General features: G+C 40.7%; 13 protein-coding genes and 1 rRNA gene. 5 read left to right on the top strand and 9 right to left on the bottom strand.

What is annotated here, in order from left to right:
- Positions 1–206: 206 nt before the first annotated feature.
- Genes QTA56_RS16155 through QTA56_RS16170 form a run of 4 tightly spaced genes read right to left on the bottom strand, consistent with a single transcriptional unit; the run spans position 207 to position 5,753 of the window.
- Positions 207–1,367, bottom strand: a complete 1,161-nt coding sequence (locus QTA56_RS16155; protein WP_267982010.1) for an acyl-CoA dehydrogenase family protein — start codon at positions 1,365–1,367, stop codon at positions 207–209.
- Positions 1,368–1,410: 43 nt separating this feature from the next.
- Positions 1,411–3,024: an acyl-CoA carboxylase subunit beta gene (locus QTA56_RS16160; RefSeq protein ID WP_267982011.1), complete on the bottom strand. Its 1,614-nt coding sequence runs from the start codon at positions 3,022–3,024 to the stop codon at positions 1,411–1,413.
- A 3-nt stretch (positions 3,025–3,027) separates the two neighbouring features.
- A complete protein-coding gene (locus QTA56_RS16165; RefSeq protein WP_267982012.1) occupies positions 3,028–3,933 on the bottom strand; it encodes an SDR family oxidoreductase in 906 nt (301 codons plus the stop codon).
- 14 nt (positions 3,934–3,947) lie between these two features.
- Positions 3,948–5,753: an acyclic terpene utilization AtuA family protein gene (locus QTA56_RS16170; protein ID WP_267982013.1), complete on the bottom strand. Its 1,806-nt coding sequence runs from the start codon at positions 5,751–5,753 to the stop codon at positions 3,948–3,950.
- A gap of 195 nt (positions 5,754–5,948) precedes the next feature.
- Between QTA56_RS16170 and QTA56_RS16175 the strand changes: the two genes are divergently transcribed.
- The 5 genes from QTA56_RS16175 to QTA56_RS16195 all read left to right on the top strand — a co-directional run bounded on the left by QTA56_RS16175 (position 5,949) and on the right by QTA56_RS16195 (position 9,879).
- Positions 5,949–6,548 carry a TetR/AcrR family transcriptional regulator gene (locus QTA56_RS16175; RefSeq protein WP_267982014.1) on the top strand — a complete coding sequence of 200 codons (600 nt, stop codon included), beginning with the start codon at positions 5,949–5,951 and terminating at the stop codon, positions 6,546–6,548.
- Between the two features lie 109 nt (positions 6,549–6,657).
- Positions 6,658–7,275 (top strand): DUF6915 family protein, encoded by a 618-nt coding sequence (locus QTA56_RS16180; RefSeq protein WP_267982015.1) that lies wholly within the window; start codon positions 6,658–6,660, stop codon positions 7,273–7,275.
- A gap of 14 nt (positions 7,276–7,289) precedes the next feature.
- Positions 7,290–8,012 (top strand): hypothetical protein, encoded by a 723-nt coding sequence (locus QTA56_RS16185; protein ID WP_267982016.1) that lies wholly within the window; start codon positions 7,290–7,292, stop codon positions 8,010–8,012.
- A gap of 14 nt (positions 8,013–8,026) precedes the next feature.
- A complete protein-coding gene (locus QTA56_RS16190; RefSeq protein WP_267982017.1) occupies positions 8,027–9,130 on the top strand; it encodes a hypothetical protein in 1,104 nt (367 codons plus the stop codon).
- Between the two features lie 11 nt (positions 9,131–9,141).
- Positions 9,142–9,879, top strand: a complete 738-nt coding sequence (locus tag QTA56_RS16195; RefSeq protein ID WP_267982018.1) for a hypothetical protein — start codon at positions 9,142–9,144, stop codon at positions 9,877–9,879.
- A 71-nt stretch (positions 9,880–9,950) separates the two neighbouring features.
- Here the strand turns inward: QTA56_RS16195 and QTA56_RS16200 are convergent, their stop codons facing one another.
- The 5 genes from QTA56_RS16200 to rrf all read right to left on the bottom strand — a co-directional run.
- Positions 9,951–11,120, bottom strand: coding sequence for an acyl-CoA dehydrogenase family protein (locus tag QTA56_RS16200; RefSeq protein WP_267982019.1), 1,170 nt, complete (start codon positions 11,118–11,120; stop codon positions 9,951–9,953).
- Between the two features lie 94 nt (positions 11,121–11,214).
- Positions 11,215–12,378: an acyl-CoA dehydrogenase family protein gene (locus tag QTA56_RS16205; protein ID WP_267982020.1), complete on the bottom strand. Its 1,164-nt coding sequence runs from the start codon at positions 12,376–12,378 to the stop codon at positions 11,215–11,217.
- A gap of 160 nt (positions 12,379–12,538) precedes the next feature.
- Positions 12,539–13,111, bottom strand: coding sequence for a DUF4256 domain-containing protein (locus QTA56_RS16210; protein WP_267982021.1), 573 nt, complete (start codon positions 13,109–13,111; stop codon positions 12,539–12,541).
- 122 nt (positions 13,112–13,233) lie between these two features.
- Positions 13,234–13,617: a hypothetical protein gene (locus QTA56_RS16215; RefSeq protein WP_267982022.1), complete on the bottom strand. Its 384-nt coding sequence runs from the start codon at positions 13,615–13,617 to the stop codon at positions 13,234–13,236.
- A gap of 145 nt (positions 13,618–13,762) precedes the next feature.
- A 5S ribosomal RNA gene (rrf, locus tag QTA56_RS18345) occupies positions 13,763–13,844 on the bottom strand; the annotation flags it as partial.

Below are 13,844 nucleotides of genomic sequence, written 5' to 3' on the forward strand. Positions count from 1 at the left end.
ATGTTTTTATAAAGATTTTAAAACTATTGTTATAGATAAAATATTTCGTTTTATTATCAGGATAATGCAAAGCCAAACTTTAGCCACTTGAGGTATACCAATCTTTCATCATTTTTCATTTTACCTTTCTAAATCCTCCCTACCACGATGCTTAAGCCGCATCTCAGGGAAGATTTAGACATAGGTAAATATAAATTAACCCTAGATCACCCTTTCTGCTTCTTCGGCAAAATATCCATCAACTTACAGATAATTCCCAACATGATCTCATCCGCACCACCGCCAATCGAACCGAGACGACCATCACGATAAAGCTGAGAAGCTGGATTATCCCACATAAAGCCATTACCGCCCCAATATTGTAGGCAGCTATCCGCCACCTCACGGGTTAAACGCCCTGCCTTGAGTTTTGCCATCGAAGCCATCATGGTGACATTCTCCCCTGCAATATGCTGCTCACAGGCTTGATAAGTCAGTGCCTTAAGGGCTTCCACTTCGGTCATCAACTCAGCAAAACGGAAATGCACATATTGGTTATTAATCAGTGGCTGTCCAAAAGTGGTACGATCCTTGGTGTAATCAATGGTCTGTTTAATCACATTTTCCAGCCCCCCGACTGCATTGGCACATGCCCACATGCGTTCTTCCTGAAACTGCATCATCTGCATCATAAAGCCCATCCCCTCAGCACCCACTAGATTGCGCTGAGGAACACGGACATTATCAAAATAAACCTGAGCAGTTGTAGTTGAACGCATCCCCAATTTATTCAACGGTTCTGAAAAACTAATCCCTGCGGTTTTGGCTGGGACAATAATCATGGATTTATTGACATGCGGTTTATCATCAGAAGTATTGGCAAGCAGACAGAAAAAATCTGCTTGCAGTGAATTGGTAATCCACATCTTGCTGCCATTAATCACATAATCATCGCCATCTTTTTTTGCAGTGGTCTTTACCGCTGCAACATCTGAACCTGCATGAACTTCTGATACTGCAATTGAAGCCACATATTCACCACGAATGGCAGGATTCAAAAATTCTTCTCTCAGTTCCTTGCTACCAAAACGGGCAAGAGCTGGTGTTGCCATATCGGTTTGCACACCAATCGCCAACGGTACACCACCACAGGCTGCACGGCCCAACTCTTCTGCCACCACAAGGTTATAAGAATAATCCAGACCTAAGCCACCATTTTCTTCAGGCTTACAAATACCCAGTAAGCCCAAATCTGCCATTTTTTTAAATACATCATGAATTGGGAAACGCCCTGCTTCTTCCCATTCTGGAATAAATGGATTGAGTTCATTTTCTACAAACTGACGTGCGGTACGACGTAAAGCTTCATGCTCTGCGGTAAATTTCATGGTTTTGTCCTAAATATTTTTATTGCCTAAATTTTGTGTTGAATTAGAAACGTGATACACCAAAACGAGTTGGATTTAGTTCGCGTTGCTGTGCTTCATAAATGGTCTGTAATAAGAAGATCAATACTTTACGGGTATCTCTTGGGTCGATAATGCCATCGTCATGCAACATTGCAGTATTGAACAAAGCAGTGGATTGCTGTTCCAATTTCATGGCGGTGCTTTGCTCAAGGAAATCCAGCATCTGCGGATTCGGCTCCATACCAGAGGCTTTCTGTTTACCCTCAGCCACGATACGCAGCACTTTCCCTGCCTGAGCAGAACCCATCACCGCTACATGCGAGTTTGGCCATGCAAAGATAAAGCTAGGTGAAAGACTACGTCCGCACATGGCATAGTTACCTGCGCCATAGGAACCAGCCACCACAATCGAGATTTTCGGCACAGTCGCATTGGCAACGGCTTGAATCAACTTGGAACCATGTTTGATGATGCCATTCTGTTCAGCATCGGTCCCCACCATAAAGCCAGTGGTGTTATGCAGGAATAAAAGTGGGCGCTGGGTTTGCTCACAGAGGTGAATAAACTGCGCAGCCTTAACTGCCCCCTGTGGTGTGATTGGACCATTATTGGTAATAATGCCAATATGTACCCCGCCCATTTTTGCCCAACCGCAAACGGTTAAAGCATCATATTCCTGCTTAAATTCCAGAAAATCAGAATCATCAATAATCCGTGCCACCACCTCTTTCATATCAAAAGGTTGCTTTGGATCCTGTGGAATAATACCTAACAACTCTTCTACTGAATAACGTGGTTCCTTATAGTCTTGATTGAGACTGGTAGTCTGTTCTTTCCAGTTCAGATGCTCAAAAATTTCACGGGCAATACGAATGCCATCGGCATCATTTTCAGCTAGATATTCCGCCACACCTGACACTTGGGTATGCATTTCTGCACCGCCCAATTCTTCGGCAGTCGCCACCTCACCTGTTGCGGCCAACAATAATGGTGGACCAGCCAACAGCATTTCGGTTTGCTTACGTACGGCAATCACATAGTCAGATAGACCTGGTTGATAAGCACCACCCGCAGTGGCATTACCATGCACCACCGAAATTTGTGGAATCCCTGCCGCAGACATTCGTGCCTGATTGGCAAAGGTCATACCACCATAGGTAAACACTTCTGCCGCATAGTTCAGATTCGCCCCGCCACTTTCAGTTAGTGTCACTATTGGTAATTTTTGCTCAAGCGCAATCTTTTGCAAGCGTAAGGTTTTCTGTACGCCCATCGGTGACATGGTGCCACCCTTGATCGCGCTATTACTGGCAGTCACTAGAGCACGAACACCACTGACAAAACCGATCCCCGCGATAATGCCGCCACCTGCCTCCGAACCATCCTTATCATCATGCATGTTGTAGCCAACTAGGCCACATAGCTCGACAAAAGGCGAATCCGCATCAAGAAGTAAACGCACCCGCTCATGTGGCAGAATTTTGCCTTTCTTATCAAACTTGGGCTTTGCTGCATAAGACTTATCAATGCCTTTTTGCTGTACGGCACGGACTTCTGCAATTTGATTGAGTAAAGCATCCCGATTTTGTTGGTATTGTTCACTACCCACTGCAATTTCAGACTGAAGAATTGTCATGGTTTAATCCTTCTTTTCATCTTGTTGCTCTGCTTTTCCAATCTGATCTTTGAGTACATCAGGAATAAAAGCACGGTGGAAACCATTAAAAGACTGGCTATTGGTTGCATCTGCCAATGGATACATTCGTGTGCCTTGTGAAGCAGCGCCATCAACTCTTAACGTCACACCTGACACAAAAGCAGCGGCATCAGAAAGCAAATAACAAATCGCAGAGGAAATTTCAGACTCTGTCCCCATACGTTTTAAAGGGACATTGCCAGCCAAACTTGGAATAATGATTTTGGCAAAATCACCACTGTAGTTATCCATACCAGAAGAAATAATCCAGCCTGGTGCAACGCAGTTAACCCGAACGCCTGAACGCCCCCATTCCACCGAAGCGGTTTTGGTGAGATTGTCCACGCCTGAACGCGCCGCACCTGAATGCCCCATACCTGGCATACCGCCCCACATATCGGCGGCCATATTGACAATGCCGCCGCCATGTTTTGCCATCCATTGATTATAGGCTTCACGCATCAGGTAAAAAGTTGAATGCAAGTTATTACGCACCACCGCATCAAAACCATTGGCAGAAATACTTTCCAGATTAGATGGAAATTGCCCACCCGCATTATTGACCAAACCATCCAGCTTGCCGAATTTTTCAATCACTTCGGCAATCATGTTTTTGACTTGTTCTTCATCACGGTTATCACAGACGATGAAATGAACTTTGCCACCATCTTCCAGAATCTCCTGGCTAACTTTTTCCAGCTTTTCAATTTTTCGGCCTGTGATCACCACTTGAGCACCTAAGAATGCCAATTCATGTGCGGTGCAACGCCCAATACCCGAGCCGCCACCCGTGACGATAATCACTTTGTCGGCAAAAGCATCTACCCTGAAAATTGATTGATAACCCATTTTTACATCCTTACTTATTTTTCTAACAATTGTGCTGGTACTTTGACTGGCATATCCAATAATTGCTGTGCAAATGCCTTACCTTGTGGGTCAATACGCAGGCTGGCAATTCCCCCACCGCCTAGTGCATTTTCCAGCATAAAATTCAACGCATGCATGGCAGGTAATTCATAACGAATGACTTTTGATTTATCTGGATCTAAAACATGCTGCATATAGTCGGCAACGTTGGCTTCGGTGAGTGCCGCACGAATCCACGGTAAATATTCGGCTTTACGTGCAATCACCCCGATATTGCTGTGATTGCCCTTATCACCACTACGTGCATGAGCGACCTCAACCAAAGGCACTTCAATTTCATCGCCTTGATAGCTCGCCACTTCACCCACTGGATGCAGGGCAATCTCTTGTGAAGTTAAACCTGTTGGAATCTGCACTGGATGGCGTTGTCCTGCGAAGTCCACCTCAACATTGATCTGATCTTTATCAATCAGGAAAGAGAACAATTTCACCACTGCCGAAGCTTTAGGGCGACCACCGACAATGCCTGCCAAAGCAGGTGCCATGCCTGTAGATGCCTGTGCAATTTCAGAAGCAAAGAACATACAGGCTTCTTTAAACATATGTTTGACAGCAATCTTGACCACTACTTCACGGCTATCCTTGATTCTTGAATGTGAACCATAGGTACTTTCAATCCCAAGAATTTCCACCGATTTTTCACTAAATGGTGGGACTGAACGCAAAGCCAAGACGCGTTCGCATTTATTCAAAATCGCATCAGCAATGGTTTGTGCTTTTTCAGGCGCCTCACGACCTGCTATCAGGAAACTGACGAGAACACGATAACCATCGGCATAAGTTGCACTGACTTTATATTGCCCTGTTGGAGCACGACCTGTAGCCCCTGTCACCTTAACCCGATCTTCACTTATCTGTTCTAAATGAACTTGGCTAAAGTCGGCAGTCACATCAGGGAGTAAATATGATTGTGGATTACCAATTTCATAAACAATCTGTTCTGCCACAGTTGCAGTGGAAACCAATCCACCTGTACCTTGTGGCTTGGTCACGATAAAGGAAGCATCAGCACTCACTTCAACAATCGGAAAGCCCATATTGTCAAAGCCCTGCACCAAGCGCCAATCAGTAAAATTACCACCTGTACATTGGGCACCACACTCAATCACATGCCCTGCCAATGAACCCTGTGCGAGCTTGTCATAATCATCGAGTGACCATTTGTATTCATGTAATAAGGGTGCAAGCACAACCGCCGAATCGACCACACGCCCCGTAATCACAATATCCGCACCCAAGTCCAAGGCATCACGAATCGCAACGGCTCCTAGATAGGCATTGCTACTAGCCACATGCGCAGGCAAGGCTTCACCATTAAACATTTCCTGAACATTTTGTTTAAGTAATTCAGCATGTTTAGGCAGTACATCATCACCAAGTACCACTGCAACTTTTAAATCCAATCCCTTTTCATCAATGATTTTTTGCAGTGCATCACGACAGGCTAAAGGATTAACGCCCCCAGCATTGCTAATGACTTTTATTTTTTTCTCTGCAATTTTTTTGATGAGGGGTGACATGACACGACTGACAAAATCCAGTGCATAGCCATGACTTGGATCGGTCATCATCGCCTTGGCCATGATCGACATGGTAATTTCAGACAGATAATCAAAAACCAGATAATCAATATCACTCAGATGGACCAACTGAAATGCGGCTGTGTTGGTATCACCCCAGAATCCTGATGCACACCCGATTTTGACTACCCTCTGGTCATCCTGTTTGACGCTTGTCATGAGCTTTCTCATTGTTATTGCTAAAAACGCCTTAACATTACCAAGCAAGTGCTTGGTTTGTAAAGTGCATAATGATATGCTGTATTGGCAAAAATAAACAAACTCAGGCAAATGCTTGTTATAAAAAGATAAGACAATTTACGAAATGAATTTTGTTACAATACGCACTAGAGTAAACGGGATAGATAGACTGGCATGATCGCAACTTCAATTGAGCAAATACCTAAAATTGTATGTTTTGATGATAGTCCACGTGGACGCTTGCTGCTTGGTGCCGCCTATCTGTTTTATAAACAGGGTTATGACAAAACCACAGTTCGCCAGCTCGGTGAATTTATTGGTATCCAGTCTGGCAGTCTGTTTCATCATTTCAAAAGTAAGGATGACATTCTCGCCACGGTAATGGAGCAAACCATTATTTATAATTTTGCCCGTTTAAAAGAGGCGGCTGAACGCTCCAATGATCCTGAACAACAATTACGCGACTTGATCAAGGCTGAACTGATTTCAATTACGGGCGATACAGGGGCAGCAATGGCTGTACTGGTACATGAATGGTTTGCCCTCTCTAAAGAGAAACAGGAATATCTGCTTAAAATGCGTAATGAATATGAGCAGATTTGGCTGGATGTGATTGAGAAATTACGTGCCCAAGGCAAGGTTAAGCATGATGCCTTTATCTGGCGACGTTTGGTTGGTGGTTCTATTTCCTGGTCGGTCACATGGTATCGACCTGAGGGAAAAGTAAAGGTGGATGAACTGACTGAAATGGTCTGGGAAATGGCCTTGAAATAACTGGATTATTGCACGACATAACTTAACGTCTAGTCATTTTTCTCTATTCTTGTTCAAAATAAAAACTGTTATTCTGCTAAAACATCAAACGATTACAAGAAATAGCAGAATGAATCCAGTACAACATGCAAATATTTCGGTAAAACGTCGTGGAGGCGAGCTTGAAGACTATATCGATATTCATGCGCTGATCGACAGCACTAAAATGCTCTGTACCGACAACCGCCATCGTATCCTACATACTTTTTGGGGTGTTCAGGAAGTGATTATTCCAATCTTCGGACACCACTTTGAAAATAGTGCGGGTAAAAGTATCGAAGTCAAAGACCTGTGCGAAAAAGATCATTTACTGGTGGATTTCCATCATCGTTTTATTCCAACTATTGGCGATTTTGTTGCAGCCATGCAGGATATTCCGACTGATGGGCTGGCGAAACGTCTGGAAAAATTCCATTCCGATGTGATTGATGATCCAAAGCTATCAGCAACATTACTTTCACCTTTATCGGTCACAGGTCAATTAAAGTCCTTACTGATCACGCATAACAGCTGGTTTATCAATACCATTCTGCCCATGATGGGAAAAGGCGAAGCCAAGTTCATTGATTTTGATATCAGTCCAGACTTCTTTTTCAATCCAATGCGTTTTGAGCTTTGGATGGATAACGGCATGGCAGTACCACCAAGTGCTCTTAAACTACAAGAATTAAAAACGAAGATTGCTTAAAAGGTCAATTAAATATGGAAGATAACAAAGTTTATGTGATTGTTTATCGTGGCTATTGGTATACCGATGAATATTATCGACCTTATTCTTGTGAAAACTCGATACACCATCTATTTTATAATAAACAAGATGCAATTAAAGAATGGAAAAAATTAGAATTGGATTTTCAGAAAACTCAAGGTTATGATATTTTTGCTTTTGAAGGTTGTACACTCGAAATGAATGATGCAAATTTAGACTTTGATGAGATGTATGATCGTTATTATAAAAAATCGTTAACAGATGATGAAATTCATAATCTTACTATAAAACTTGACAGAAATATTTACGAATTAATTGAATATCCTAAAAATATTAAATGTTATGTTACTTGGCTGCCTAATAAAAACAGCTATATGCTCAGTGATGATACAACTGAATATGATCCTTATTCAAATATTGCCTTAGAATGGCACTCTTTTGATGATACTCGCCCTGAAGATAGACAAAATAAAGTACCGATTATCTTAGGAGGCACACTAGAAGAATTAAGTGATACCCCTTTATTGCTTGAAAGACTGATTGAGCAAGATCAGAATCTTACCTATCGTACTGAATATAAATGCTTAAATATTATGCCACATGAAGCTACGATTAATAGTGTAAATGCTCTGCTTAAAAAGCAGTTTTTTGAAATTCAATGCTTAACTATCGAAGAAGTTTATGAAGTAGAAAAATCACTAAATCAAACTTACTAAAAAGGAAGATTAACATGGAACAAGAAAAAATCTACGCTATTCGTCATTTATCATTTTTTTATACGGATGAATGGTATAAATCTTTGATAGATTATACTGACCATACAGGTCATATTACAGACTTATTTAATCATAAAGATGCTGCTATTGCACGATGGAAACAACTGGAATATGATTTTAGCCATAAGGTCGACTTCTACAATATTCTATATTGTGAATATTCTGATGGTGATGATACAGATGATCAAAAAGAGCTTTTAGCTCAAAAAACTGTAGATGAATTATTTGAGATTATTCAAGAACTACAATGCCATGTGTATGGTTTATATGAATATCCAAAGCAACTCAAACAATTAGTCTTATTTAATAAAAAATCAGGGCAATATGATTTTTGTGATCTTCGTATGGACGATGATGATGTAGAAAGCAATATTTTTATTCCAAGTAATTTCATCAAAGACTCTCCATTAAATGATGAAATTTCACCACCTATCCATGATATTTTTATTGAGCATGACATTGATTTAAAAGGTACTTTAGAAGAGTTAAGTGATACTCCACTCTTGTTACAACGCTTAATTGAAGAAAACCCTGATATTAAGTTTTATCCACCCAATTCATTAAAAATACAATTTAAGGATTTAGCCCAAGTCAATGCTCTGTTAAAGAAACCAATTGAAAAAGAAGCTCGCTATTTAAGTATTGAAGAAATTTACCAACTTGAACAACAACTTAACACCTCTAATCCCCCCCCCACAAATCGGCAAGAAGAAAAATTATTTGCAATTTGGCTCTATCGAGAACAAAAATATTTTGGTTATAAACATATTTTGACTTATACACATCCAGATGCTTTTACTTTACTAGGAACTTATATATTTGACAATGAAGTTTTTATTGAGGGTTCATTACAAGATTTAAGTGATACGCCAGATTTACTCAAAAATTTTATTGAAAATAATGCAGGCTATTTTGAGTATCGTATCAATCCAACAGGAATTTTTATTGAAAGTGCTGATGTAATTGATTTTTCTTATTTATTAGCCTTAAATGCGTTACTGAAACAACCATTATTTGAAATTCGTCAAGTCACGCTTGAAGAGCTTGCTCAACTTTAAGAGATAGAAATATGAGTAATATTAAATATGTGATTCGTCAAAATGATTTTGCATACAATGATGAATGGCATCTCACCAACTGCGTCTCAACAGGCACAATCAAGGAGATTTACACAGACAAGGCCGAAGCTGAACAGGCATACAAGGCATTGGTGGTGCAGGGCTTGTACTATGATGAGCTATGCAACTATGACATCGGCAATGGTGAGGCAGATGATGAAACCTATGAAAAACTTGAAGCTTTTATCTTGGAAAAAACAGGCAAAACCTTTGATATTGATGATGGAGAAATCCCTCAACTGAATGAAGATGATGCATTTGAGTTCGCTAAAATCTCAGGTATTGTCTGGTATCAGCTACTGGAAGTCGATGCAACGCAACCCTGCTATGTGCTTTGGATCAACTCGGAAGAAGACTATTTTAGTGGCTATGAAACTGGCAGCATCATTTCCAGTCAGGATGAGAACTTTAGTGATGTATCTTGGGAATCCAATATTTATGCGATGGATTATGAGTTTGAAGCACTTTTCGACAAACCTCTTTCCGAGTTAAGTGATAGTCCAGACCTGTTTAAAGCATTTATCGAGCAAACACCCGATATTCGTTACGATGCTGAAAAAGACTCCATCGTTGGTATTGCCTTAGACAATATCAAATTTATTCACTTAAAAGCCTTAAACTCCTTTCTTAAGCAACCAATTTTTGAAATTCGTCAAATCTCCTTAGAACAATTGGCTGAATTAGAATAACCAACCAAAGTGAAATTAAAAAAGTGCGGTGTTTTGACCGCACTTTTCACTTGTTATGATCAAATCAAGAATTAATAACCCAACTGCCGACTAATCAAATCCTTCATGATTTCCTCTGCTCCACCGCCAATCATGTTGACTTTCACTTCACGGTAAATGCGCTCAGACTTAGTGCCACGCATAAAGCCCATTCCCCCTAAAGTTTGAACGGCTGCATCGGCACAGAATTGCATGGTACGTGTTGCCACATTTTTCGACATAGAAATTTGCGCAATCAAGTCTGCTCCCTGCAACTCTTTCTGTCCCATACGGTAGGCTGTATCTTCCAGCAATGCCCGCGTTGTGGTCAGTTGCGTTGCCATATCGACCAGTTTATGTCGAACCACCTGATGATCGATCAAACGCTTACCAAAAGTCTGACGCTGTTTTGCCCAATCCAGTGCCTCTTCATAACATACCAGCGCATAACCATACGCCATTGCCGCCAGCCAAAAACGCTCCATATTAAAGTTATTCATAATCACTTTAAAACCTGCATTTTCTTCGCCTAATAAATGGCTAACAGGCACTTTGACATTGTCAAAATGTAAATGCGCAGTATCCGATGCCCACCAACCCATTTTCTGTAATGGTGATTTGGTTATTCCATCGCTATGCGCATCGACCAATAACATGGAAATTCCTTTAGCTCCCTGCGCATTTGGATCAGTCTTTACCGCTACGGTATAATAATCAGCCCGAATTCCTGAAGTGATAAAGGTCTTTTCACCATTCAAAATATAGTGATCACCGTCTCGAACTGCCTTGGTTTTAATTGCCGCCACATCAGAACCACCACTCGGTTCAGTAATTGCCAAAGCCGAGATTTTTTCGCCAGCAATAATCTGTGGCATCACCAGATCCCGAATTTCAGGTTGGGCAAAATGATGAATCGGTGGTGTACCAATACTATGAATCATCAGGGAAATATGCACACCACCTGATGCCGCTTTTGCCATTTCAATTGCTGCCAACATCACATAAAAGGCATCAGCATCAGGAATGCCACCATGCTCAGCATCAAAACCCAAGCCCAGTAAACCGACACTTGCAGCCTTTTGATAAAGCTCTCGTGGGAATGTTCCTGCTTCATCCCATTCATTGACATAAGGTGAAATTTCTTTTTCTACAAAGCGTTTTACACTGTCTGCAAAAGCCCGATGTTCTGCTGTGTAATAAATCGGGTTGAATAAACCATCCATGCTCTTTTCCTAAATTATTATTTAACTCATTGTTGTTGTATGAATCAGGCTTTAAACCAATTTTCTCATGATCTAAAGCCCTAAAAGATTTCGATTAATAGCCAAGTTGGCGACTGGCAAGATCTTTCATGATTTCCTCTGCCCCACCACCAATCATGTTCACTTTCACTTCACGATAAATTCGCTCAGACTTAGTCCCCCGCATAAAGCCCATACCACCTAATGTCTGTACCGCAGCATCAGCACAGAATTGCATGGTTTGTGTTGCCACATTCTTGAGCATACAAATTTGCGCAATCAGTTCATTGCCCTGTAATTCAGGCTTACCCAGACGATAAGCCGTATCTTCCAACAAAGCACGAGTTAAGGTTAACCGCGTTGCCATATCCACCAGCTTATGTCGAACCACTTGATGGTCAATTAAACGCTTACCAAAAGTCTGGCGCTGCTTTGCCCAATCCAAGGCTTCCTCATAACAGACTAGCGCATAGCCATAGCTACTGGCAGCAAGGAAAAAACGCTCCATGTTAAAATTGTTCATAATCACAAAGAAGCCCATATTTTCTGCACCAAGCAGATTTTTGGCTGGCACTCGCACGTTATCAAAGTGTAAATGTGCAGTATCCGATGCCCACCAACCCATTTTATCCAACTTAGATTTGGTAATGCCCTCACTATGCGCATCAATCAACAGCATAGAAATGCCATTTGCCCCTTTGGCATTGGGGTCGGTTCTCACTGCAACGGTATAATAGTCGGCGCGAATACCTGAGGTAATAAAGGTCTTTTCACCACTGACAATATAATCGTCGCCATCCCGAACTGCTTTGGTTTTTAGGGCTGCCACATCAGAACCACCGCTGGGTTCAGTAATTGCCAATGCCGAGATTTTTTCGCCTGACAAAATTTGTGGTAAGACCTCAGCTTTTAGGTCCTCTTGGGCAAAATGCTGAATCGGTGGTGTCCCAATAGTATGCGAAAGCAATGATGCAGCTAAACCACCCGATGCGCACTTTGCCAATTCAACCGAAGCAAGCAAGGTATAAAATGCATCCGTTCCCGCAATACCACCATAATTTTCATCGAAGCCAACACCGAGCAAACCAATATCTGCGGCCTTTTTATAAAGCTCTCGAGGAAAAGTTTCTGCTTCATCCCATTCATTGATAAAAGGACTAATCTCTTTTTCAGTAAAGCGCCTAACACTCTCAGCAAAGGCTAAATGTTGCTCAGTATAATATAGGGGATTAAGTTGCATGCTTGCTTCCTGGCAATTATTGATCATTGTTTTCGAATATTTAGTGAACACTAAGGTATCAAAACCACAAAAACCAAGCAAGCGCTTGGCAAAATTAAAAGTTAAAAAATATATATAATTCATCCCACTGCTTTAAGTTCTTATAAGAAATTATTCATATTCATCGAACTCTTATTCTTAATAAACTACGAAATCCTCTTGTAGAGTAATAAGATTGCGCTCCATTGTGATAGGTAAAAACTCGACCATAACGACTATCACAAAAAATAGCACCACCTTTTGCTCGAATATCATTTGGCGCTCTCACCCAACTTGAAGTTTTTAAATCAAAATGCTCAAGTGACTGCAATTGCTTATATTGCTCTTCCGTCAATAACTCAACACCCATCCTTTCAGCCACATCAATAACATTATTTTCAGGTTTATGCTCCTTACGGGAATCCAAGGCTTTTTTGTCATAACATAGGCTTCTACGTCCTTTTGGTGATTCTATAGCGCAATCATAAAATATGATTTCTGAAACCTTTGAATCAAACATAACCACATCAGGCTCTCCTCCCGTATTCTCCATCTCATTCAATGACCAAAGTTTTTCAGGCTGCTGTTTTAACGTATTTTCAATATCATCCCAATTCATGCCTTGATGACGATGCATATTTTGTTCAAAACGTTGTTTTAAGATCAGCAATAACGTCTCTGTTTGCTCTAGGTCTAATTGTTTTTTCTTGCTCATTTTATTAGTACTCTAAATTCTTAGTTTTAGGTAGATCGACCATCAAACTGATTCATTTTTTATTGTTTTACCGTATTAAACGGGAGAGTTCAAATTTTGTTCTATCCTATCTCCTCATTACTTTAATGGTACCAAGATGAAAGTTGTACCCGCCAAAGATATTCTAATCTTGCCAAAACACCAACAAAAATCGCTTCACCTAAAATATGCATGATCGCAAAGATTGTTACTTTCTCCTTAAACATCCATAACAAAATTAGACAAATCAAAACCCAAATACTATTAGCAACTACCAAAATATTGACCAAGATGATTGAACGTCTTTTATAATTGACCAATAAAAATGAATAACATGCATACAGTAAATTGACACAGCCAATAAAAATAACAACTTTCTTTGGCAAATGATAAAGTGAACTTAACCATTGAGCAGCAAGTAACACAACCACTCCTACAAATGCAGCTGCTCCACAATCCACCCATAAAATATTCTTTATGATGTTCATCCTTTTAATACTCTTTTTATTTTGATTCGAGAATATAACTTATCATTTGAAGAAAATAACAGTTCGAGTATTGATAAAGAAACTAAATAAAATTCCAGACAATAAAAAAACCTCCCAACATTGGTTGGGAGGTTTTCAATTTAAAAGCTGGCGATGACTTACTCTCACATGGCAAACGCCACACTACCATCAGCGCGGGGAGGTTTCACTTCTGAGTTCGGGAAGGG

Source organism: Acinetobacter thutiue (assembly GCF_030385805.1).
GTDB classification, from domain to species: domain Bacteria; phylum Pseudomonadota; class Gammaproteobacteria; order Pseudomonadales; family Moraxellaceae; genus Acinetobacter; species Acinetobacter corruptisaponis.

Coding starts and splice junctions, on each gene's coding strand:
- QTA56_RS16195 (WP_267982018.1), top strand. CDS start 9,142: ATGAGTAATATTAAATATGTGATTCGTCAAAATGATTTTGCATACAAT.
- QTA56_RS16205 (WP_267982020.1), bottom strand. CDS start 12,378: ATGCAACTTAATCCCCTATATTATACTGAGCAACATTTAGCCTTTGCT.
- QTA56_RS16210 (WP_267982021.1), bottom strand. CDS start 13,111: ATGAGCAAGAAAAAACAATTAGACCTAGAGCAAACAGAGACGTTATTG.
- QTA56_RS16190 (WP_267982017.1), top strand. CDS start 8,027: ATGGAACAAGAAAAAATCTACGCTATTCGTCATTTATCATTTTTTTAT.
- QTA56_RS16165 (WP_267982012.1), bottom strand. CDS start 3,933: ATGGGTTATCAATCAATTTTCAGGGTAGATGCTTTTGCCGACAAAGTG.
- QTA56_RS16215 (WP_267982022.1), bottom strand. CDS start 13,617: ATGAACATCATAAAGAATATTTTATGGGTGGATTGTGGAGCAGCTGCA.
- QTA56_RS16185 (WP_267982016.1), top strand. CDS start 7,290: ATGGAAGATAACAAAGTTTATGTGATTGTTTATCGTGGCTATTGGTAT.
- QTA56_RS16180 (WP_267982015.1), top strand. CDS start 6,658: ATGAATCCAGTACAACATGCAAATATTTCGGTAAAACGTCGTGGAGGC.
- QTA56_RS16170 (WP_267982013.1), bottom strand. CDS start 5,753: ATGACAAGCGTCAAACAGGATGACCAGAGGGTAGTCAAAATCGGGTGT.
- QTA56_RS16200 (WP_267982019.1), bottom strand. CDS start 11,120: ATGGATGGTTTATTCAACCCGATTTATTACACAGCAGAACATCGGGCT.
- QTA56_RS16175 (WP_267982014.1), top strand. CDS start 5,949: ATGATCGCAACTTCAATTGAGCAAATACCTAAAATTGTATGTTTTGAT.
- QTA56_RS16155 (WP_267982010.1), bottom strand. CDS start 1,367: ATGAAATTTACCGCAGAGCATGAAGCTTTACGTCGTACCGCACGTCAG.
- QTA56_RS16160 (WP_267982011.1), bottom strand. CDS start 3,024: ATGACAATTCTTCAGTCTGAAATTGCAGTGGGTAGTGAACAATACCAA.